The following is a 22895-nucleotide window of genomic DNA, read 5'->3' as shown; positions in this document are numbered from 1 at the left end:
ATTCCCCAACATTCAGCCTGCACGACCGCGGTTGGATTTCAAACCGGAAATCGGTCGTGAGGGGAATTATTGCTGCAATCCGCGAAAAGGGAAATTTTCTAACAATCCGCGGTTTCAGACTAACCTGCAAAATCGATGCCAGTCGACAGCGGGCGAGTCGTCCCAAGGGGCCGGTCTGACGGTTTTTCCCGCATTCCCGCAATGCTGAACTAGGCTTCATCAGCAAGTGTTGTCGAATTCCGACATCACTGCGTGCCACGATTCACCGCGTTGTCGAAAATCCCCATGCTGTTCAACAGTTTTGCATTCTGGCTCTTCTACGCTGTTGTGTTTCTGCTGTATTACCGGCTGAAACATCGCGGACAGAATGTTCTTCTGCTGCTTGCCAGTTACTATTTCTACGGCTGCTGGGACTGGCGGTTTCTCAGCCTGATCGCCATCTCAACGCTCGTTGATTATACGCTGGCCCTGCGGATTCACGACTGCCAGGTCTCGTGGAAACGGAAGACGCTGCTCGCCATTTCGCTCGGGACGAACCTGGGCATCCTCGCGTTTTTCAAGTACTTCAACTTCTTCGCCGGGGAACTCGCCACCCTCGGGGATTCCGTGGGCGTGCCGCTGTTGCTGCCGACTTTGAATATCATTCTGCCCGTCGGGATCTCGTTCTATACGTTCCAGACGATGAGCTACTCCATCGACGTCTACCGGGGCCACTGCCAGCCGACGCGGAGTCTGCTCGACTTTTCGGTGTATGTTTCGTTCTTCCCGCAACTTGTCGCCGGGCCGATCGAACGGGCCTCGCATTTCCTGCCGCAGGTGATTCAACCTCGCCAGTGGGATCGGAACGCGTTTGGAGAAGGGCTGTATCTGGTCGTCCTCGGTCTGTTCAAGAAGATCGTCGTGGCCGACAACATGGCCGTGCTGGTCAACGCCATTTTCCAGACGCCGACTTCCGAACTGACCGGAATGGAAGTTCTCGTCGGCGTGTATGCCTTTGCCTTCCAGATCTACGGCGACTTTTCCGGGTACTCGGCAATTGCCCGGGGAATCTCGCGATGGCTCGGCTTCGATCTGATGGTCAACTTCCGTAGACCGTATTTCGCCGTCGACCCGAGTGACTTCTGGCGACGCTGGCACATCAGTCTGTCCCAGTGGCTGCGGGACTACCTGTATATTCCGCTGGGCGGCAATCGCGGTGGTTCGCTGATGACCTACCGCAACCTGATGCTGACCATGCTTCTCGGCGGATTGTGGCACGGAGCGAACTGGACCTTCATCGCCTGGGGAGCCGTGCATGGCGCCATGCTCTGCGGATACCGCTACTTCGCCGGAGAGAATGCGAAAGCGGTGACACCAGCGCAGTGGACTCCACTCGGGTTGTTGACCCGTACAGCTCAGATTGTGCTCATGTTCCACTTCGTCTGTCTCACCTGGCTGTTGTTCCGAGCTGAGTCGATCGGGCAGGCTGCCGGGATGTTGTCCGTTCTGGCCACGAATCTCGACTGGTCGCCGCTGGCATCGATGACCTTCGGCATGCTCGTTTTCTGTGCTGGACCGCTGATGCTGTTCGAGTGTTGGGAAGAGTGGCAGTCGCGAGTCGATGACGTTCCAGCCGTCCACTGGAGTTGGCGCGGACTGGCCTGCACGTATGCCCTGATGATGTGCCTCTGTTTCCCGCCGCCGGCCGCCGCGACGTTCATCTACTTCCAGTTCTGATTCAGGCAAAGCCATGACCGCCGTTCTGACATCCCCTGAACCTGAGTTACAGAAACCGCCCTCCGAAGCACTTCCGGGCCGGAAGCGGCCGCTGCGGACCGAGTGGCGTGTGCTTGGCGTCGTGATTCTCTGCTTCCTGATGCTCGAGTTCGGCTTTCGCATTCGCGGCGATGTCCTCTCGAAAGACATCTCGCATCTGCAGTCGTTCGACCGTCTTTCCCGCGAACTGGCTGCAGGCCCTGAAGACGAGCTGCGCGTCCTTTTCCTGGGGAACTCGCTCACTCGCTATGGCGTGGATCAGAAGTTGTTCGTTGAACTGACTGGCGAAAACACCGAAAAGCCCCTCCGGGCCGTCAAGGTGAACCCCGACAACACGGCTCTGGCCGACTGGTACTACGCCTATCAGAGCTATTTCGACAAACCCGAGCGTGTTCCCGATGTCGTTGTGATCGGCTTTGAGGGCGGGCATCTGCGGGACGCTCCGTCGCATCATCCCGATCGCCTCGCGTATTACTACTGCCGCGGAAGACAGCCAGCCGAGCTGGGCCAGTTCGATCTGAAGACGTTTGAAGAGCGAGCGTATTTCACGCTTTGCAGCATGTCCGCTGCGTTCGCGAATCGAGATCGGATTCAACGCCGGGTGCTCGACATGGTCATTCCTTCGTATCGATCGGGGATGGATGAACTGAATCTTCGAATGGCCGCGGATGCCGGGAAAGTCGTCGAACAGGAGCCCTCTTATGAGCGACTGTTGAAGTTCGTCGCCATGGCGGAACGAAATCAGGTGCAGGTGATCCTCGCTGCGATGCCGGTGCCGGAGTATTACGAATTCGATCAGGCAATGCTCGACGTGGTCCACAGCACCTCGGCGGAACTGGTCGATTGCCGCGAAGTTCCCGGCCTCAAAGTCACCATGTTCTTCGACGGACTGCACATGGACGAAGACGCCGCCCGACTCTACACGACTGCCCTGGTAGGCAAATCGGAGCCGTATCTCTGTCAGCTGCCGGTAAAGCCTGGCGCCAAATTTCCTGGCATCGCCACTTTGCCCTGACTGCCGAAGGGACTTGCAGGCGGGAGCCATCTCGACCTGCAAAGCGGCTGGGTGGTATATTACGGCTCATCTCCTGAGTATTCCCCTCTCCCTTCCTTCCGAGATTCCACTCTGGTCATGCCACGACCGGGCCCATCATCCCCTGCAGACACTTCCGCTGCGCTCAGCCTCCGAGCCGCACTGTGGAGATCGTTGTGCGCCCTGCTCTTGCTGCCAGGCTGCTGCTGGGTGCAGCGAAATCAGGGGAAAAACGAGGAAATCTGCCGGACATTCATCGAGCAGTCGTTCTCCGCGCAGCAGTCGGGAGAACTCGACGAAGCTCGAAACCTCCTGAATGATGCCGTTCAACTCGAGCCGAAACATGCTGAGACCTGGTGGAACCTGGCTGAGTTATCGATTCACCAGGACAACTTCCCGCAGGCGATTGACGAACAGAAAAAGTATGTCGAACTGCAGCCTCACGATCCGCATGGCTATCTGCGACTGGCTCAGTTGTATTATTTGCAAGGCGATTACGACGAGGCCCAGGAGACTCTGAAGGAGACGACGCGCCGAATTCCGAACAACATCGAGGCGATCATTCTGTCGGCTCGACTGGCACGGAAGCAGGCCGATCATCAGCAGGCCATGGCCGACTACTACCACGTTTTGCAGGTGCAGCCGAACCATCCCGAAGCGACGCTGGAACTGGCTGAGATGATGCTGGCTCGATCGGAGCCGACGCGGGCCGCCACGATTCTGCGGTCACTCGCCAGGTCGAATCTCTCCCTCGAAGACGAAGCCCGAACGCAGGTGAATCTCGGAATTGCCTATGGTCAGGCCGGCCGCTGGGATGATGCGGTCGAACATCTCGAACTGGCCGAGTCATTGATGGAAACCTCGTCTCCGCGGGACCGTTACCGGCTCGCCTACGCTTACTACAAAGCGGGCACGTCGCAGCAGTCTCTGGAAATTCTGCTGAATCTGGCCGACGCTCATCAGTGGGACGACCGGGCCGAGCGCCTTTACGCCACGATTACAGGGACCATTCCGCAAACCGCGTATGTCGATCCGGTCGTGTCCGTCTCGCATGAAAAAGGGCAGCACGGATCAGTGCGGAGCTTCATTGATGACGTGGAAATGAACCCGGTCTTCGCGGCCGATCGGTTGCTCCAGGCCATTGAACAGACCGAAGTCGACATCGTTCCTCCGGAATGGAGTTCGGCACCCGGCGATTTCTGATCAAGATGTGAGACAAACCGGTCGAGAATTATCAGGTCCGGCGGAACCTCATCTTGACAGTCGTGTCAAAACTTCACACAACTGAACGTTGCAGGTTCAGAAGAAAAACAAAACGCCGGCGTTCGACTTCCTCAGGTCCAGCGCCCCGACTCGGCGAGGGGTTCCGATCGCCTCCTTCCGCGTGGTTCTGTTTTTTGACTTGCAAGCCCCGGCCAGTACGTTATAGTTCGCGGCTTGCGGAAGGAGACTGTTCGTGCACGCGTCGGATCTGGTGCTGTTTCGATGACCGCCTGAACGGGATCGAAACTTCCGGCACAGAAACTCGCTAGCGTAGCTCAACGGCAGAGCTCCGGTTTTGTAAACCGGTGGTTGTGGGTTCGAATCCCTCCGCTAGCTCTCGTCGATGCCTTGAGAGCCGATCACGTTTTACGCGGTCGTTGCAGCATCGACAAAAATTCGGGGGGGTGTTCCCGAGCGGCCAAAGGGGTCAGACTGTAAATCTGATGGCTCAGCCTTCACAGGTTCGAATCCTGTCACCCCCACTCGATGGACCACGAATCGGCGCACAGTTGCCGAAACGGGTGTCAAGTTGCTAATCTCTGCGGAATACGGCTTCGAATTGTCGTATTCGCGAGACATGCGAAAACGGCTAACGCCTGAAAAGGCGTGCGAACGCGGGTGTAGTTCAATGGTAGAACTCCAGCCTTCCAAGCTGGTCGTGAGGGTTCGATTCCCTTCACCCGCTCTTCAGAGGGAAACTCGCAACGGATGTGCTCGCTTCGGTTGAGCTCAATCAGGAAGAGTGTCGAGGGGCGGCGAGGTTAACATCGCTGCTGCTGTAGCTCAGTGGTAGAGCACTTCCTTGGTAAGGAAGAGGTCATGGGTTCAAGTCCCATCAGCAGCTTTGGCCAGCTTAAGGCTTGCTCAAGAGGTGTGGCGGGTTGCTTTACCTCGAAACGGGTGCTCGCGGGATTTCACCGCTGCGATCGCCCGCGTCATCGATTTGGGGTGAGAGAATTTTGTATTAAAACTTGCGGGCCCTGCAGTATCGGGGCTCGGACCGTCTATTGGAGGTAAAAACAAGAGATGGCTAAGGAAGTCTTTGAGCGGAAAAAGCCCCACGTCAACGTTGGGACCATTGGCCACATCGACCACGGAAAGAGCACCCTGACTGCAGCGCTGGTTCAGGTTCAGGCAGCCAAGGGGCTGGCCCGGGAACTGAGCTACGCTGAAATCACCAAGGGTGGTACTGTCCGCGATGATACCAAGACTGTGACCATCGCGGTGAGTCACGTCGAGTATGAGTCGATGGATCGTCACTATGCACACATCGATTGCCCGGGTCACGCCGACTACGTCAAGAACATGATCACCGGAGCCGCCCAGATGGACGGCGCGATCCTGGTGGTGTCGGCTGCCGATGGCCCGATGCCTCAGACTCGCGAGCATATCCTCCTGGCTCGCCAGGTGAACGTGCCTGCTCTGGTCGTGTTCCTCAATAAGTGCGACCTGGTCGACGACGAAGAGCTCCTCGAGCTCGTCGAAATGGAAGTTCGCGAACTGCTGAGCAAGTACGATTTCCCCGGCGATGACATCACCATCGTTCGCGGAAACGCCAAGGCTGCTCTGGAAAACCCGACGGACGACGCTTCGACGGCTTGTATCCAGAACCTGCTGGACGCTCTCGATTCCGATATTCCGGAACCGGCTCGCGAAGCTGACAAGCCATTCCTGATGGCTGTCGAAGACGTCTTCTCGATCAAAGGTCGCGGTACCGTGGCTACTGGTCGTATCGAACGCGGCAAGGTCAACGTTGGCGACAAGGTGCAGGTCATCGGCCTGCGTCCGACCAGCGAAACGACCGTGACTGGCGTCGAAATGTTCAACAAGACCCTGGACAGTGGTCTGGCTGGCGACAACGTCGGCCTGCTGCTCCGCGGGGTGGAAAAGGACGACATCGAGCGCGGTCAGTGTCTGGCTGCCGGCGGCTCGATCACTCCTCACTCCAAGTTCGAGTGCGAAGTTTACGTTCTGAGCAAGGAAGAAGGGGGTCGTCATACTCCGTTCTTCAGCGGATACCGCCCTCAGTTCTACTTCCGCACCACGGACGTGACCGGCGGCACCAAGCTGCTCGGCGGAGCCGAAATGTGTATGCCTGGCGACAACGTTGCTCTGGAAGTCGAACTCCAGAAGCCGATCGCCATGGACGAAGGTAGCCGCTTCGCTATTCGCGAAGGTGGACGTACCGTCGGTTCCGGCGTCGTGACCAAGATTCTCGAGTAATCTGGAAGCGATTGTGAATTTATACCAGCCTCGCTCTTGCGTAGTTACAAGGGCGAGGCTTGGTTTTCTTCAGTTCAAGTTAGCCCAGCCGTGAGTCTTCGGCTGCGATTTGTGGAGTAGCTGTCATGGCTCGCGAGTATGTGTGGCTGGAATGCACGGAAACCGGTATGCGGAACTATCGCGTTCCGAAAGAAATGCGCGGCACCGAGCGACTCGAACTGATGAAGTATTGCCCGAAGCTGCGTCGTCACACGCTGCATAAAGAATCACGCAAGAAGTAACATCTGCTCTCGCAGGCTGAGGCGAATTGCCGGAAGGCGTTCGCTCTTGGCGTTATGAGGCAGTTTTGTTATTTTTTTGTGGTTGGCCCGCATCAAAACGGACTGACGTGATGTGACTGGAGTTTACGGGCGTAGCTCAATTGGCAGAGCAGCGGATTCCAAATCCGCAGGTTGGGAGTTCAAGTCTCTCCGCCCGTGTTTACCAGGCTGGCAGAAGAGGACGTTGCCCAGCCATCCCTGTGAGTCGGACACCCGCAGGGGCTGACTTGAATCAAGATTGATTGGCGGAACGAGACGTATGTCGAGATCGAAGTCGTCTGGGGGACTGTTGTCGGAATTGTTCTCCGCCAGCCTGTATAAGCGAAATCAGGGTCGCCAGGTGCGACAGGTGACAGCCATCGCGATTGGCGCTGTGTTCATCGTGGCTGCCTGGACTCTCTCCGTGAATGTGCTGGGTGGATTTGACCAGACGACCCGTCTGGGCATCTCGACCGCAGTAGCCGTCGTCGGCTGCTGGCTGGCCTATCGCGTGGTGAACTATCCTCCTGCAGCCGACTTCATGATCGGCGTGCAGGGCGAGATGGAAAAGGTGTCGTGGCCAACGTGGTCGCAACTCTGGCGTGCAACGATTGTCGTCCTCGTGGTGATGGTTGTACTCGCCGTGGCGCTCTTTGCGTTCGACGTCATCTGGCGATATGTCTTCACGTACTTCGGCTTCCTGAAGATGTAGTCACGGAAGAGCTCGCTGTTTGGACCCGATCCGGGACTGAACCGTGATTTCTCCAAATGGATGCAGGCCTGTGGCTTGAAATTCAACGGGCAGATTTCCATAATCCCCGTTTCTTTGCCTCGCAGCCCAGGGACAGCGATCGCGTTTTCGCTGAATCTTCTCGGGATTCGAGGCTATTAATAATATTCGGATAAGGTGCGGACCACTTTCCATGGATGATAGACCTGACATACCGATGCGTGAAGACGAGGCTGAACTGGGTCAGCCCGAGATGCGTTGGTATGTGCTGAAGGTTCAGTCCAATCGCGAGCGAACCATTCGGGATTCGCTGCTGCGTCGGATCAAGCGGGATCATCTCGATGAGTATTTCGGCGAGATCATCATTCCAACGGAAAAGGTGGTCGAAACCAAGAGCGGGAAGAAGCGGGTTCGCGAGCAGCGGCTCTACCCGGGCTATGTCATGGTTCAGATGATTCTGAATGATGAGTCCTGGTACCTGGTTCGCGACACCAGCGGCGTCGGTGACTTCACCGGAGCAGCTGGCAAGCCGATCCCGATGAAGGATGAAGAGATCGAGCGGATGCTCGGTCAGGAAGAGACGAAAGAAGAAGAACCAGCCAAGGTCAAAATCAACCTGGCTGAGGGTGATACGGTGAAAATCAACGAGGGAACGTTCGAAAGCTTCGAAGGTTCCGTTGAAGCGATCGATGACACCAGCGGAAAAATCAGTGTGTTGATCGAGATCTTCGGGCGCCCGACTCCGGTGGAACTGGAGCACTGGCAGGTGGAGAAGATCTGAGCTTCGTTCTCTGCTGGTTTCGGCGGTCGCCAGTTGCAGAGAGTCTTCGTGAAATAGGTCGATGAGAATCCGCCAGTTTTCTGGCGATATAGGGTGAGTTGAAATGGCAAAGCAGGTTGTCAAGGAAATCAAGGTTCAGGTCACCGGCGGTCAGGCCACGCCTGCTCCTCCAGTGGGTACCGCTCTTGGTCCTCACGGGGTTAACATCGGCCAGTTCGTTCAGCAGTTCAACGAACGAACCAAGGATATGACCGGCGTTACGGTTCCAGTCATTATCACGGTCTACAACGACCGTTCGTTCGAATTCGTGCTGAAGAGTCCGCCGGCAGCTGTGCTGTTGAAGCAGGCCGCTTCAATCGCCAAGGGCTCCGGTACTCCGAACACCAAAAAGGTCGGAACCGTGACTCAGGGTCAGCTGAATGATATCGCCAAGACGAAATTGAGCGACCTCAATGCCGCCGACATCGATCACGCAGCTCGCATGATCGCTGGTACGGCTCGCAGTATGGGAATTGAAGTCGTCGAGTAATCGTCACGAGAGAACACAGTATCGGGTCCGCGGGGTCCCCGTCGGCGTTTCGCCGCAGCAGTTTCAAAGAGTGTAGCGCGTCAGATATTGTTGAAGGTTTGGGAAGATGGCAAAACGTTCGAGACGAGTTCAGGCCATGCGGGACAAGGCCGATGCCCTGGGCACGGTTGATCTGGCGAAGGCTGTTAATGAGTTGAAGGGTGTCGAGTCGGACCTGCCGAAGGGTGTGAAGCCCTGCAAGTTCGATCAGACCGTTGAAATCGCTGTGCGGCTGGGGATTGATCCCCGTCAGGCCGATCAGCTGGTTCGCGGCTCGATCGTTCTTCCGCACGGAATCGGCAAGGCGCAGCGAGTGATCGTGTTCGCCAAGGGCGACGCGGCTGCCGCTGCGGAAGCTGCCGGTGCCGACGCCGTCGGTGACAAAGAACTGGCCGATCGCATTCTGAAAGAAGGCTGGCTCGACTTCGACGTCGCCATCGCTTCTCCAGACATGATGGGTGTCGTTGGCCCTCTCGGTCGCGTGCTCGGTCCTCGCGGACTGATGCCATCGCCGCGAGCTGGCACGGTGACCCAGGATGTGGCCGGAGCCGTCAAAGAATACAAAGCCGGTAAAGTTGAGTTCCGGAACGACTCCAGCGGAAACGTGCACTGCGTGGTCGGCAAGATGTCCTTCGATGCTGAAAAGCTGATCGAGAACATCGATGCCCTGCTGCAGCACATCAATTCGCTGAAGCCGAATGCACAAAAGGGTGTCTACGTTCGTCACGTCGCGCTGTCCAGCACGATGGGCCCCGGGATTTCCGTGGCTGTCTGAGTTTAGGGTCGGGTATCCAGCGGGAGCCGATTCGGCCCTGGATGTGATCAGAATCAGTGTTGATCTGAATGATGTGAAGGTGCTGCGATGAGCAAAAAAGTCAAAGAGATGTTGATGAACGAGATCGAAGGTCGCCTCGAAGGCGCGACTGAAGTTCTCGTGATTGACTCGTCCCGCCTGGATGCCGTGACGGACAACCAGTTCCGTATCGCACTTCAGGAAAAGGGCGTCCACCTCCTTACGGTGAAGAATACACTGGCTCGCCGTGTTCTTGGCGACGCCGGCAAGTCCCTGGGTGACGTTCTCTCCGGTCCCTCGACTCTGGTCTGGGGCGGTGAAGACGTTGTGGCTCTGTCAAAGGAGATCACACGGTGGGTCAAGAAAATTGATCCACTCGAACTCAAGGGAGCGACGGTCGAAGGTCAGGCTCTGGATAAGGCCGGCGTCGAGAAACTCTCGAAGAGCCCGGGCCGCCAGGAACTGATCGCCCAGATCGCAGGTCTGATTCTGAGCCCGGGTGCACGTCTGGGTGGAGCACTGCTCGGCCCCGGCGGCAAGCTGGCCGGCTGCATCAAAGCCGTGGAAGAAAAGGCCGAAGAGGCTGGCGAGACCGAAGCCTGATCTCAGGCCAAACTGGAAAACACGCGGGGTACCTTAGCCGCGATTTGTCATGATCTTTAGGTGCTGAGCAGGGTACGATCAGCGGACATACTGTTACTTTTTGATTACGAGGGGAATGTCATGGCGACAGCCGAAGCGACAACTGAATTTGACGATGCAACCAAGAGCCTGGGCGACCAGATCGTTGGACTGACACTGCTCCAGGCGAAGCAGCTTGGCGATTACCTGAAGGAAGTCCACGGCATCGAGCCGGCTGGCGGCGGCGTGATGATGGCCGCTCCGGCTGCTGGTGGCGACGACGGCCCGGCTGCAGCAGTTGAGCAGACCGAGTTCGACGTTATCCTGACCGGTTTCGGCGATCAGAAGATCGGCGTCATCAAGGCCGTCCGTGCCATCACGGGACTGGGCCTGAAGGAAGCCAAGGAACTGGTCGAAGGCGCTCCGAAGCCGCTCAAAGAAGCTGTTTCGAAGGAAGACGCCGAAAAGGTCAAGGCCGACATCGAAGCTGCCGGTGGTACCGCCGAGATCAAGTAATCGTGACTCGGTTGTGTTGCTGATGAGCTGATCGCTGTCGTGCGAGGTGCTCGTTAAGAGCATCTTCAGTGCCCAAATTGCTTGAACAGAATGGAGAAATCACGTTTTTTCTCCATTCTGTTGCATTTTGGGCGGACTGCGTTAGTATTTGGCAATCTGGGATTGCCATTGGTCTGCTGTTCGGTCGTTACGTGCTGCATCGCCTCAAGTTTGAGAAATTCGCTTCTCCCGCGCCGCGAAGAGGGTCCGTACTCGCGGGGCGGTTTACGCGCGCTGCGTGCCCACGGGTGTTGCTGTCCAGTTTGCTATTCTGTCCGATGGGTGCAGGGGTCTGGGGGAGACTGACTGCCGCGGTGACACGGTCCGGAATGTGGCGGAATTCTCCGTCAAATGCCTCATTCCTGGTGAGCTTTAGCTGCATTGATCGCTGATGGCGGTTTTGACTGCCCGGATCAATCGATGTCTCGGCAGTTTCGTACAATCAATTTATTGATGGGAATAAGGGAGAGAGTTTATGCCGGTGCCTGTGCAGCGCATCATTGCCGTCAACGAGAACCGGAATACAGGAGTCCTGCAGACCGACTTCGAAATGACGGGCCTGACTCGCATTCAGACCGACTCATACGCCCGGTTTCTGCAGGCCGACGTTGATCCGGCCCGCCGCAAGCCAATCGGACTCGAAGAGATCCTCCGTGAGATCTTCCCGATTCAGAGCTTCGACGAGCAGTTCCGTCTGGAATACGTGAAATACGAGCTGGGCAAGCCACGTTATTCCCCGGTCGAATGTCGCCAGTTGCGTCTGACCTACGGCCGTCCGCTGCGAGTCTGGCTGCGTCTGCAGAAAGAGCAGCCGATCGAAGAGGAAGTCTACCTCGGCGACCTGCCGATCATGCTCGGTGGCGGTGAGTTCATCGTCAACGGTGCCGAACGCTGCGTCGTCAGTCAGCTGCACCGTTCTCCCGGCGTCGACTTTGTGATCAACGTCGAACCTGGTGAGCGAAAGACGCACTCCTGCCGAATCATTCCGGAACGCGGAAGCTGGATCGAGCTGCTGATCAGCAAGAAGGAAACGCTCGGCGTCCGCATCGACCAGAGCGGTAAGTTCTCGGCCATGACGCTGCTGCGTGCCATGGACAAGAACCACTCGACCGATTCCGAACTGGTCAAGATGTTCTATCCGACCGAGACGCTGAAGATCACCAAGGCGACGAAGCCGGAAGAACTGACCGGTCGCGTCGCAGCCAAAGACGTGATCTATCAGCAGGGACACGACAAGTGCGGCGAGATCATCGTGGAGTGTGCTCACACGATGCTCGAAGTCCAGGCCGTGGAACTCCTCGAGTCGGGCATCACCGAAATCGATGTGGTCAAGAAGGAAGCCAGCGATCCGCTGATCCTGAACAGTATCCTCGAAGATACGACCACGAGCCACGAAGAGGCACTTCTGCGGATCTATCAGCGACTGCGTCCGGGTAACCCGCCGCAGCTCGACAAGGCGATCGATCTGTTCAACGAGAAATTCTTCGATCTGAATCGGTACCGTCTCGGTCGTGTCGGTCGCTTCCGTATCAACCGCAAGTTCAATCAGGACATTCCTGATGACGAGATGACTCTTCGTCCTGAAGACTTCGTCAACTCGGTCAAGTACCTGCTTCGCCTCCGAGGCGATGACGATTCGGCTCACATTGACGATATCGACAACCTCGGTAACCGTCGGCTGCGAACGATCGATGAACTGGCCAACGACGAAATCCGCAAGGGCTTCCTGAAGCTGCGTCGCACCGTCCAGGAGCGAATGAGCCTGAAGGATGTCGAAACCATGACGCCGCGGACTCTGGTCAATCCCAAGAGCATCTCGGCTGCCATCGATTTCTTCTTTGGACGAAGCGAACTGTCTCAGGTCGTCGACCAGACCAACCCTCTCTCGATGCTGACTCACGAACGTCGCCTGAGTGCACTGGGACCAGGCGGTCTGAACCGGAAACGTGCCGGCTTCGAAGTCCGCGACGTTCACATTTCTCACTATGGACGAATCTGCCCGATTGAAACGCCGGAAGGTACAAACATCGGTCTGATTTCGAGCCTCGGCGTTTACGCCAAGGTCGATGACTACGGCTTCCTGATCACGCCCTATCGCAAGGTTGTCGATCAGGTGGTGTCTGACGAAATCGAATGGCTGCGTGCGGACGAAGAAGCGAAGGTCTACGTCGCACCGGCTGATACTAAGATGGAAGACGGACGGATCATCGATGGTCGGGTTCTGGCCCGATACCGTCACGAGTTCGTCTGGACCACGTCCGACATGATTCAGTACTTCGACATCTCGCCAAGTCAGATGGTCGGGGTTTCCGCCGGTTTGATTCCCTTCCTTGAGCACGACGATGCGAACCGGGCCCTGATGGGTTCGAACATGCAACGTCAGGCCGTGCCGCTGCTCATCACCGAGCAGCCGATCGTGGGAACCGGGATGGAGAAAGCCGTCGCCGAGAATACCGGCATGGCTGTCTACGCCGAGAAGGCCGGTAAGGTCACCTACGTCGACGCTCTCTGTGTTGAAGTCGACGGCGTCCGCTACCCGTTGCGGAAGTTCGTCGGACTCAACGAGCGAACCTGTCTGACACAGAAGCCGCTGGTTCGTGTCGGTGACAAAGTCAAGAAGGGGCAGCTGCTGTGTGACACAGCAGCCACTCGCGACGGAGCCCTGGCTCTGGGACGCAACGTGCTGGTCGCGTTCATGTCGTGGGAAGGTTACAACTTCGAAGACGCCATTATTCTGTCCGAGCGTCTGGTGAAGGAAGACGTTTACACGTCGATTCATATCGACGAGTTCGACGTCGAAATTCGCGAAACGAAACTGGGCCGCGAAGAGTTCACGCGAGACATTCCGAACGTGAGCGAGAAGGCTCTGCGTCACCTCGACGAAGACGGAATCGTTCAGATTGGTACGCCGGTTTCTCCTGGCGATATCCTGGTCGGTAAAGTCACGCCGAAGGCGAAGTCGGAACTGACTCCGGAAGAAAAACTGCTGCACGCCATTTTCGGTCGTGCCGGTGAAGACGTGAAGAACGAATCTCTCGAAGTGCCTTCGGGCGTTGAGGGGATCGTCATTCACACCGAACGGTTCTCGCGTCGGATGAGTCTGACTGAAGCCGAGAAGAAGTCTTACGAAAACGAGCTGAAGCAGGCGGAAAAGATCGGCAACGAAGGCATCGCCGACGCGTTCAAGGTCTTCCTGAAGTCGTTCGAAGACGTCCTCGGCAAGCACCTGGGCGATGATGACGGCGTCGAGCTTCGTTCGATCGAAGATCCGAAGACCCTGGCGACGCATGCTGAGCAGTTCAAGGAGAAGTTCGAGCAGCTCGACATCCGCAGCCCGCAGAAGGTTGCTGACTGCAAGAAGGTCATCAAGGAAGAGTGGCATCTGGTGGAAGAAGCCATCGACGCCCGCGACGGCCGGATGAACACGCTGAAGCGTGGCGATGAACTTCCGAGTGGCGTGCTGCAGATGGTCAAAGTCTACGTCGCCTCGAAACGACAGATTTCGGTCGGGGACAAGATGGCCGGTCGCCACGGTAACAAAGGGGTGATCTCGAAGGTCCTGCCGATCGAGGACATGCCGTTCCTCGAAGACGGAACGACCGTCGACATCATTCTGAACCCGCTGGGCGTTCCGAGTCGTATGAACGTGGGACAGATTCTCGAGACTCAGCTCGGCTGGGCCGCTCAGAAGCTCGGCTTCCGGGCCGTCTGCCCGGTGTTCGACAGCATCGACGAGCAGGGCATCTTCGATCTGATGGAGCAGGCCGGTCTGCCTTCCGACGGTAAATCGCAGCTGTACGACGGCCGCACCGGAGAACGGTTCGAGCAGAAGACGACCGTGGGTCAGATTTACATGCTCAAACTGCATCACCTGGTTGATGACAAGGTCCACGCTCGTGCGACCGGTCCTTACTCTCTGATTACGCAGCAGCCGCTGGGTGGTAAAGCCCGATTCGGTGGTCAGCGTTTCGGGGAAATGGAAGTGTGGGCTCTGGAAGCCTACGGAGCCGCCTACATCCTGCAGGAACTGCTGACGGTGAAGAGCGACGACGTGGAAGGCCGTACGAAGATTTACGAGTCGATGGTGAAGGGGGAGAACACCCTGGAAGCAGGAACTCCGGCCAGCTTCGACGTGCTCAACAACGAAATCCGCGGTCTGTGTTTGAACATGCAACTGGAAAAGACAACGGCCTGAGACGGTTCTGCGTTTCCCAGCTGAAGAGAGCGTGTCGCCGCTCACCCGGAGCGGCGGCTGATCGAGCCAAATTACCTCACCCGACAAGGAACTGAATATGAGCACTGGTGAGATGCAATACGAACGCGTCAACGATTACGGGTCCATCTCGATTCGTCTGGCGAGCCCTCAGGACATCCGCAGCTGGTCGTTCGGCGAAGTCAAGAAGCCCGAAACGATCAACTACCGGACCTACCGTCCGGAACGCGACGGTCTGTTCTGCGAGCGAATTTTCGGTCCGGAAAAGGACTGGGAATGTGCCTGCGGTAAGTATCGCGGCATGAAGTACAAAGGCATGATCTGCGACCGTTGCGGCGTGAAAGTGACTCACAGTCGCGTGCGTCGGAAGCGGATGGGTCATATCGAGCTGGCCGCTCCCGTGGTTCACATCTGGTTCTTCAAGTCGATGCCGAGCCGCCTGGGCGCTCTGCTGAACATGAAGACAACCAGCCTGGAGAAGGTGATCTACTTCCAGGATTACGTGGTGCTCGATCCGGGCGATACGCCACTGCGTCGCGGTCAGCTGCTGACTGAAGCCGAAGCGCGTCAGGCCTGGGACAAGTACGGCGAGTCGAGCTTCGAAATTGAGATGGGTGCGGAAGCTGTCAAGAAGCTGCTGCACGCGATCAATCTGGTCGAAGAGTCGGAGATGCTCCGCAAAGAGCTGCGCACGACCAACAGCCAGCAGAAGATCAAGGATCTGACGAAGCGGCTGAAGATCGTCGAGAGTCTCCGCGACAGCGAGAACAGCCCCGAGTGGATGGTCCTGGACGTGATCCCGGTCATTCCGCCGGAACTGCGTCCGCTCGTGCTGCTCGATTCGGGTAACTTCGCCACCAGCGACCTGAACGACCTGTATCGCCGCATCATCAACCGGAACAACCGGTTGAAGAAGCTGGTCGATCTGAATGCTCCCCAGGTCATCGTGAACAACGAAAAGCGAATGCTGCAGCAGTCGGTCGACGCTCTGTTCGACAACACCCGCTGCAAGCGTCCGGTGCTCGGTTCTTCGAACCGTCCGCTGAAGTCGCTGACCGACATGATCAAAGGTAAGCAGGGTCGTTTCCGCGAGAACCTGCTCGGTAAGCGTGTCGACTACTCGGCTCGGTCGGTCATCGTGGTCGGTCCGGAACTGAAACTGCACCAGTGTGGTCTTCCCAAGAAGATCGCCCTGGAACTGTTCCAGCCGTTCGTGATTCGCCGCCTGAAGGAACTCGGTCACGCCGATACGATCAAGTCCGCCAAGCGAATGCTCGAGCGGAAAGATGAGGACGTCTGGGATATTCTGGACGAAGTGATCACCAACCACCCGGTCCTGCTGAACCGTGCTCCCACGCTGCACCGCATGGGGATCCAGGCGTTCGAACCGACCCTGGTGGAAGGAAACGCGATCCGCGTCCATCCGCTGGTCTGTAAGGGCTTCAACGCCGACTTCGACGGCGACCAGATGGCCGTCCACCTGCCGCTTTCGATTGAAGCGCAGGTCGAAGCAACCACGCTGATGATGTCGACGAACAACGTCTTCAGTCCGGCCAACGGACAACCGATTATCACGCCGTCCCAGGACATCGTGATGGGTTGTTACTACCTGACTCTGAGCCGTGCCGGCCTGAAGGGCGAAGGCCTCGTGTTCTCTTCGGTCAACGAAGTTTACATGGCTCTCGAGCAGGACAAAGTTTCACGACACGCCATCGTGAAACTGCGACTGCCGAAGGGTACCCGAATCAAGGGTGACAGCAGCGAAGTGACCAAGTCGGGCGGACTGATCGAAACCACGGTCGGTCGCGTGATCTTCAACGAAGAGATCGTTGCCGATGGCATGGCCTACTACAACCGGACCATGAAGAGCCGCGATCTGTCGAGCGTGATTTCCGACTGTTATCTGGAACTCGGCCGCCGCAACACGATTGAACTGCTCGACCGGATGAAAGAAGTCGGTTTCCGTCAGTCGACCCGCTCCGGTCTCTCCTTCGGTACCAGCGACCTGGTCGCCCCGCCGAACAAAGACAAGATCATCACCGACGCCGAGTCGATCGTCCTCAAGCAGCAGAAGCTGTACGACCGCGGGATCATCACCAATCAGGAACGATACAACAAAGTTCTCGATACCTGGGGTAGCGTTCGTGAAAAGATCACCGGCGAGATGATGAAGGAGATGGAGAACGACATTCGCAACGAAGGTCGTTACGTGAACCCGATCTTCCTGATGTCAGACTCGGGTGCTCGAGGGGGTGTCGAACAGATTCGCCAGCTCGCCGGGATGCGAGGTCTGATGGCCAAGCCATCGGGTGAAATTATCGAAACCCCGATTAAGGCCTCCTTCAAAGAAGGTCTGACGGTCCTCGAGTACTTCTCCTCGACACACGGTGCCCGTAAGGGACTGGCCGATACCGCTCTGAAGACGGCCGACTCGGGTTACCTGACCCGTAAGCTGGCCGACATCTGTCAGAACGTCGTGATCACCATGGAAGACTGCGGCACCACGCAGGGCATCACCAAGGGTGTTGTCTATCGTGGGGAAAACGTCGAAGTGAGCCTGGCCGATGCGATCCGCGGACGGGTCAGCCGGACAAACATCGTCAACCCGATTACCGACGAAGTCATCGTTCGCGAAGGCGAGTTGATTACTGTCGAGAAGGCCCTGAAGATCGAAGATCTGGGGCTGGAAAAGATTCAGGTCCGCAGCCCGATGGCCTGCGAAGCCGAACTGGGTCTCTGCCGCAAATGTTACGGAATGGACCTGTCGACCGGTTCAATGGTCGAAGAGGGTCTCGCAGCCGGGATCATCGCCGCCCAGAGTATCGGTGAACCGGGTACGCAGCTGACGATGCGAACCTTCCACATCGGTGGGGTGGCTCAGCGTGATATGGAAGAGAACGAGCTGAAGTGCCGCAAGGGCGGTTACATTCGGTTCGCCCGTATCCGCACCGTCGTCAACAGCGAAGGCCACAACGTGGTGCTGACGCGAAACGGCGAAGCGGTCGTCATGGACGCCAAGCACCGTGAGATCGAATCGTACCGCATCCCGAACGGGGCCATCCTGATGGTCAACGAGGGCCAGCTGGTCGAGCCGAATACGGTCATCTGCCAGTGGGACCCCCACGCCGTGCCGATTCTGGCCGAAGTCGGTGGTCGCGTCCGTTACGACGACATCATCGAAGGCCGCACGGTGCGGTCCGAGAAAGATGCCTCGGGCAACATTCGTAAGACGATCATCGAACATAAGGGCGACCTGCATCCGCAGATCATCCTGGAAGATGGAACCGGCAAGATTCTCGACTTCTACTACCTGCCTGAACGGGCCACAGTGGAAATCGAAGAAGGTCGTGAGATCTCGGCTGGTACCGTCCTCGGTAAGCTGCCTCGTGAATCCGGCGGTACGCAGGACATCACCGGGGGTCTGCCTCGAGTGACCGAACTGTTCGAAGCCCGGAAACCGAAGGACCCCGCTGTTCTGGCCGAGATCGACGGCGAAGTCGAACTGCTGGCCGAGAAGAAGCGTGGGAAGCGAATCGTTGTGGTCCGCTCTCCGGACGGCACCGAAGTCGAGCACGTCATTCCTCACGGTAAGCAGCTGCTGGTCCACAGTGGTGACGAAGTAAAGGCCGGCGACGCTCTGGTCCGTGGTCCGCTGGTTCCGCACGACATTCTCCGGGTCTCCGGCGAAGAAGCCGTGCACGAATACCTGCTTCACGAAATTCAAAACGTCTACCGTGCCCAGCGCGTGGGAATCGACGACAAGCACATCGAAATCGTGGTTTCGCAGATGCTGCGGAAACTCAAGGTCGATGACGTCGGCGATACCGATCTGCTGCCGGGGGCTCTGGTCGACAAGATCGAGTTCCGTCACGCCAACGAGCGTCTGCAGCAGTGCGTGAAGGTGACCAATCCGGGCGACACGGAATACGAAGTCGACGACGTCGTGGGTCGTGGGGAGTTGGAAGAGGTGAATGCTCAGGTTGAAGCGGAAGGGGGCTCCGGAGCCGAAGGCACTGGACCGCGTCCGGCAGTCGGCAGCACCCAGCTGCTGGGGATCACCAAGGCCGCCGTGCAGAGCGAAAGCTTCATCTCGGCTGCCAGCTTCCAGGAAACGACCAAGGTTCTCACCGAAGCGGCTCTGGCCGGCAAGCGGGACTTCCTGGTCGGTCTGAAGGAAAACGTGATTCTGGGTCACCTGATTCCAGCTGGAACCGGGTTCCACACGCATCAGGAAGCCGAAGTTCGAATTCGTCCGGAAGCTCTTCAAGAGCTGCAGGAAGAAAAAGAACGGATGCTGGCGGCCCGCATGGACCTGCTCAACCAGATGGGTGGAGACAACGGATCCAATCAGCCGACATCGTCCAGCGTCTCGGAAGGTTCGACCGCCCGCAGTGGTCTGGAAGATATCGTTCCCGACAAAGAGTAGTCGCCGTCCCCAATGAATTTGAATGATCCGAACAGCAGGCGCAGGTCTGCTGTTCGGCGTTTACAGTCCCTCTTAATCACGAAGCTACGGAACTTCCGATGACAGCCATCAACGAAAACTTCCTGAAACTTAAAGCCGGTTACCTGTTCCCCGAAATTGGCCGGCGGGTCAACGCATTCGTTGAGGCCAACCCGAAAGCCAAGGTCATCAAGCTCGGCATCGGCGATGTCACCGAACCACTGCCGCCCGCGGTCATCGAGGCCATGCATAAGGCACTGGACGAGATGGCCAGCCGCGAGACGTTCAAAGGCTATGGACCGGAACAAGGCTACGGGTTTCTTCGCGATGCCATCGCAAAGCACGACTACGCCGACCGGGGTGTGAAGGTGAATGCCGATGAGATCTTCATCTCCGACGGCAGCAAATGCGACACGGGGAACATCCTCGATATTCTCGGCAACGATAACCTGATCGCCGTGCTCGATCCGGTGTATCCGGTTTACGTCGATACCAACGTCATGGCCGGCCACACTGGTTCGGCTGACAGCCAGGGGCGCTACCAGGGACTCGTCTACCTGCCGGTGACGGCTGAGAACGATTTCACGCCGGAACTGCCCAGTGAACCGGTCGACGTGATCTATCTCTGTTATCCCAACAACCCGACCGGCGTTGTGGCGACGAAAGAGACGCTCAAGAAGTGGGTCGATTACGCGATCGAGAACAAGGCGATCATCCTTTACGATGCTGCCTATGAAGCCTTCATTACCGATTCCGACATTCCCCGTTCGATCTACGAGATCGAAGGAGCCCGGGATGTGGCGATTGAGTTCCGCAGCTTCAGCAAAACGGCCGGCTTCACGGGAACCCGTTGTGCCTTCACTGTGGTGCCGAAGACATTGACGGTGAAGTCGTCGGCCGGGAATGACGTTTCCCTGCACCAGCTGTGGAACCGTCGTCAGTCGACGAAGTTCAATGGCGTTTCCTACGTCATTCAGAAGGGTGCGGAAGCCGTCTATTCGGAAGCCGGTCAGCAGCAGGTCAAAGAGCTGGTTTCATTCTACCTCGAGAACGCTCGTCTGCTTCGCGAAGGTCTGGAGAAGGTTGGCATCGAAGTCTACGGCGGCGTGAATGCTCCATATGTCTGGCTGAAGACGCCGGACGAGCTGGGCAGCTGGGAGTTCTTCGACCACCTGCTCGAAAAGGCCCACCTGGTCGGAACACCGGGAAGCGGATTCGGAGCCGCCGGCGAAGGCTACTTCCGCCTGAGTGCATTCAACTCACGCGAGAACGTCGAAGAAGCCGTGAAGCGGATTCAAAAACTGATGGAGTAGTCCCGTAGTTCGGATGACACAAAATCCATCGAGAAGGCCGGTCCTGCGACCGGCCTTCTTCGTGCGCTGGCTGCCCCCTGGATTCTCGAACGGGGAGCAATGGGCTGCCAGTGGCACACAGGCTTCACGCGTTTCTCGGGTGCCATGCCCACGCTCGCGTGGGCATGCTTGTCCTGTGCGGTGAATCGAGGTGTTCCCGTCGAGTACTACTGGGGCAAGCCAGCAGTGGCACCCTTTGTGAGACAGTTCGGGAGCCAATGTCCGATGATCAGCTGTCTTTGGTGCGCAGGTTTTTGCTGGTGCGGTCGAGGAACTTGCGTTCGTGGGGCGTCAGAGCGGCGATGCCGTGGTGGTGAACTTTGTCGAGCAGAGCATCGAGTTGCTCGGCTTCGCGTTGCCGCTGTTCGGCGAGATGCTGTGCTTTCTTCGCCTCGCGGGCTTCCCGGCGGCGAGCCCAGAAGCTCTTGCGAGCCACACCCGTCTGACTGGAACTGCGTTCCAGCGATGTGTATCCCTGCGAGAAATCGTAGCCCATGAAGGAGTCGTCAAACGATTCGCCGAACTGGACGTTCACCGTTTCGAGCACGTTCAGAACGAGCAGGAGCGACGCCAGAAAGACTGCCCAGACGTTGTCGAACATCAGTCCGATCGCCGAAAGGATGATCGCGGCGATGGTTCCGATGTTCAGACAGAGCCGCTTCCGCTCCAGAACCGCCCCGTGGCCGATCAGACAGGCTTCGAGCATCCGACCGCCATCCAGCGGATAAATCGGCAACAGATTCACAAGCACGGACAGCCAGTTGATAAAGAACACCAGGATCAGGAACTCTTCGAACCAGGCTGCCGAGAATTCAGCGATCGGGAGTACGAACGGATTGAATGCGCGGGTTCCCCCATCGACCCAGAGGATGGTCGGGAGGAAGGCAATGCAAATGATCAGGTTAACGAGCGGACCGCCGGCCGCGGTGAAGAATTGCGACGTAAACGTATTGGCGGGTTGGACATAGGCCAGTCCACCAACAGGCCAGAGCAGGACTTCATTCCCCGATCCGCCTGTATAGCGGGCGATGAGAACGTGTCCGAGCAGTTCGTGGAGCAGGGTGCTGACAAGCAGAATTCCCGCGACCGCGAGAGCAACCTGCGCATCGAGCCGAAAGAGCAGAACCAGAAAAAGCAGCGGAAAAAAGACGCTGATCCTTATCCGCGTCGCCAGCAGAGAGCCGGCGGGGAAGGACCAGAACATGGGGCTTTGTGACGACTGCATGGGACCGCTCAAGGCGAGGTTGATATCAGACCTTATCGATTCTAGGGGCAGGAGAATTGGTATTCAATTACCAATTCGGACGCCGCTGTTGTTTTTAGGCAGCATGGTCGTCTGCTTCGATTCCACAGCGCGGTTGCTCGAAGTCTCGTCCGCCTTCCTCGACAGTCCCAGATAGATTGAAAGTCCGATGGCTGTCAGCAGGAGCAGCCAGGCAAAGTGTTCGCGAAGTTTTCCGCCCGACATGCGTTGACTCAGGCGAACCCCCACCTTCGCTCCGAGTGTTCCTCCCAAAAGCAGCAGGGTGACCATCAACAGATCGACTCGCTGATACCAGGCATGAATCACCGTGGCCTGCATCGCGATCAGCCAGACAAGAATCATCGACATCACGGCGGCCCGTTTTGTCGCGATTCCATAGGCATAATGCAGACCGGGCAGGAGAACGACGCCACCACTGAGGCCCAGGAATCCGGAAAGGAATCCAACGAACAGCCCGAATCCGCTCAATGAAACGATCGAAATCTGATGGCGGCGGTTCCGACCGAAAACTTCGCAGGTCGGCCTGAGCCACTTCCAGCGGGCCCAGCCGATTGGAATGCCTTTGCCGCGACGATGCAGCCGCGATTCCCACCAGCTGAACAGCCCCAGCGACCAGAGCAGAATCAGATAGCTCCACTGGACGATGCGGGAGAGCGTTTCCGAGGTCATGGTCGCGGAGTTCTGGAGGCCATCGAGAACGTCCGCTCCGACGACGGTGCCGACCACGATTCCGCCGAGCAGAATCAGCGGGATGCGAAATTCCCGTCTCCGTGGTCGGTGCGAGAGCGAAGCCGCGGTGGCTGGCCCCAAAACCTGGCAGGCGCAGCTGCCGACGATCAGTTCCATGGGATAAGCGGTCGTCATGCTGAGCAGAGGCACGAGCAGGAAGCTGCCGCCGACTCCGAACAGGCCGGCGACGATCCCCGTTCCCGCTCCCGAGATCAGAACAATGAACGATTCCATGGACGTTGACAGGGCCGCTTTCCGGTGAACCCGAACCT

General features: G+C 57.7%; 16 protein-coding genes and 5 tRNA genes. 19 read left to right on the top strand and 2 right to left on the bottom strand.

What is annotated here, in order from left to right:
- Positions 1-285 precede the first annotated feature (285 nt).
- The 19 genes from L1A08_RS13080 to L1A08_RS12990 all read left to right on the top strand — a co-directional run bounded on the left by L1A08_RS13080 (position 286) and on the right by L1A08_RS12990 (position 20591).
- Positions 286-1716: an MBOAT family O-acyltransferase gene (locus L1A08_RS13080; protein ID WP_238756866.1), complete on the top strand. Its 1431-nt coding sequence runs from the start codon at positions 286-288 to the stop codon at positions 1714-1716.
- Positions 1717-1729: 13 nt separating this feature from the next.
- Complete coding sequence (locus L1A08_RS13075) at positions 1730-2770, top strand: hypothetical protein (protein ID WP_238756865.1); 1041 nt, start codon at positions 1730-1732, stop codon at positions 2768-2770.
- Between the two features lie 192 nt (positions 2771-2962).
- Positions 2963-3991 carry a tetratricopeptide repeat protein gene (locus L1A08_RS13070; RefSeq protein ID WP_238756864.1) on the top strand — a complete coding sequence of 343 codons (1029 nt, stop codon included), beginning with the start codon at positions 2963-2965 and terminating at the stop codon, positions 3989-3991.
- A 324-nt stretch (positions 3992-4315) separates the two neighbouring features.
- Positions 4316-4387, top strand: a tRNA-Thr gene (locus L1A08_RS13065).
- Positions 4388-4451: 64 nt separating this feature from the next.
- Positions 4452-4533, top strand: a tRNA-Tyr gene (locus L1A08_RS13060).
- 132 nt (positions 4534-4665) lie between these two features.
- Positions 4666-4736: transfer RNA gene (locus tag L1A08_RS13055), tRNA-Gly, on the top strand.
- Between the two features lie 87 nt (positions 4737-4823).
- Positions 4824-4895: transfer RNA gene (locus L1A08_RS13050), tRNA-Thr, on the top strand.
- A gap of 182 nt (positions 4896-5077) precedes the next feature.
- Positions 5078-6274: an elongation factor Tu gene (tuf, locus tag L1A08_RS13045; protein ID WP_238756863.1), complete on the top strand. Its 1197-nt coding sequence runs from the start codon at positions 5078-5080 to the stop codon at positions 6272-6274.
- 125 nt (positions 6275-6399) lie between these two features.
- A complete protein-coding gene (rpmG, locus tag L1A08_RS13040; protein ID WP_238756862.1) occupies positions 6400-6555 on the top strand; it encodes a 50S ribosomal protein L33 in 156 nt (51 codons plus the stop codon).
- Positions 6556-6680: 125 nt separating this feature from the next.
- A tRNA-Trp gene (locus L1A08_RS13035) sits at positions 6681-6753 on the top strand.
- Between the two features lie 100 nt (positions 6754-6853).
- Positions 6854-7285 carry a preprotein translocase subunit SecE gene (gene secE / locus L1A08_RS13030; protein WP_238756861.1) on the top strand — a complete coding sequence of 144 codons (432 nt, stop codon included), beginning with the start codon at positions 6854-6856 and terminating at the stop codon, positions 7283-7285.
- A gap of 235 nt (positions 7286-7520) precedes the next feature.
- On the top strand, positions 7521-8084 hold the full coding sequence (nusG, locus tag L1A08_RS13025; protein WP_238756860.1) for a transcription termination/antitermination protein NusG: 564 nt from the start codon (positions 7521-7523) through the stop codon (positions 8082-8084).
- Between the two features lie 103 nt (positions 8085-8187).
- Positions 8188-8613: a 50S ribosomal protein L11 gene (gene rplK / locus L1A08_RS13020; protein WP_238756859.1), complete on the top strand. Its 426-nt coding sequence runs from the start codon at positions 8188-8190 to the stop codon at positions 8611-8613.
- A 106-nt stretch (positions 8614-8719) separates the two neighbouring features.
- The gene (gene rplA / locus L1A08_RS13015; protein WP_238756858.1) at positions 8720-9427 is read left to right on the top strand and encodes a 50S ribosomal protein L1; all 708 of its coding nucleotides are present in this window, start codon (positions 8720-8722) and stop codon (positions 9425-9427) included.
- Positions 9428-9514: 87 nt separating this feature from the next.
- Positions 9515-10048: a 50S ribosomal protein L10 gene (gene rplJ / locus L1A08_RS13010; protein WP_238756857.1), complete on the top strand. Its 534-nt coding sequence runs from the start codon at positions 9515-9517 to the stop codon at positions 10046-10048.
- A 120-nt stretch (positions 10049-10168) separates the two neighbouring features.
- Positions 10169-10582, top strand: coding sequence for a 50S ribosomal protein L7/L12 (gene rplL / locus L1A08_RS13005; protein ID WP_238756855.1), 414 nt, complete (start codon positions 10169-10171; stop codon positions 10580-10582).
- A gap of 514 nt (positions 10583-11096) precedes the next feature.
- Positions 11097-14816 (top strand): DNA-directed RNA polymerase subunit beta, encoded by a 3720-nt coding sequence (gene rpoB, locus L1A08_RS13000; RefSeq protein WP_238756853.1) that lies wholly within the window; start codon positions 11097-11099, stop codon positions 14814-14816.
- A 97-nt stretch (positions 14817-14913) separates the two neighbouring features.
- Entirely contained in the window at positions 14914-19260 is a 4347-nt protein-coding gene (gene rpoC / locus L1A08_RS12995) for a DNA-directed RNA polymerase subunit beta' (protein ID WP_238756851.1), read from the top strand.
- A 98-nt stretch (positions 19261-19358) separates the two neighbouring features.
- Complete coding sequence (locus L1A08_RS12990) at positions 19359-20591, top strand: LL-diaminopimelate aminotransferase (protein ID WP_238756850.1); 1233 nt, start codon at positions 19359-19361, stop codon at positions 20589-20591.
- A 268-nt stretch (positions 20592-20859) separates the two neighbouring features.
- Here the strand turns inward: L1A08_RS12990 and L1A08_RS12985 are convergent, their stop codons facing one another.
- Positions 20860-21855, bottom strand: a complete 996-nt coding sequence (locus tag L1A08_RS12985; RefSeq protein ID WP_238756849.1) for a metalloprotease — start codon at positions 21853-21855, stop codon at positions 20860-20862.
- A gap of 63 nt (positions 21856-21918) precedes the next feature.
- Positions 21919-22857: a sulfite exporter TauE/SafE family protein gene (locus L1A08_RS12980; protein WP_238756848.1), complete on the bottom strand. Its 939-nt coding sequence runs from the start codon at positions 22855-22857 to the stop codon at positions 21919-21921.
- Between the last annotated feature and the right edge of the window lie 38 nt (positions 22858-22895).

This window comes from Rubinisphaera margarita, assembly GCF_022267515.1.
Lineage (GTDB): Bacteria > Planctomycetota > Planctomycetia > Planctomycetales > Planctomycetaceae > Rubinisphaera > Rubinisphaera margarita.
This window is presented reverse-complemented; position numbering and strand designations above follow the sequence as displayed.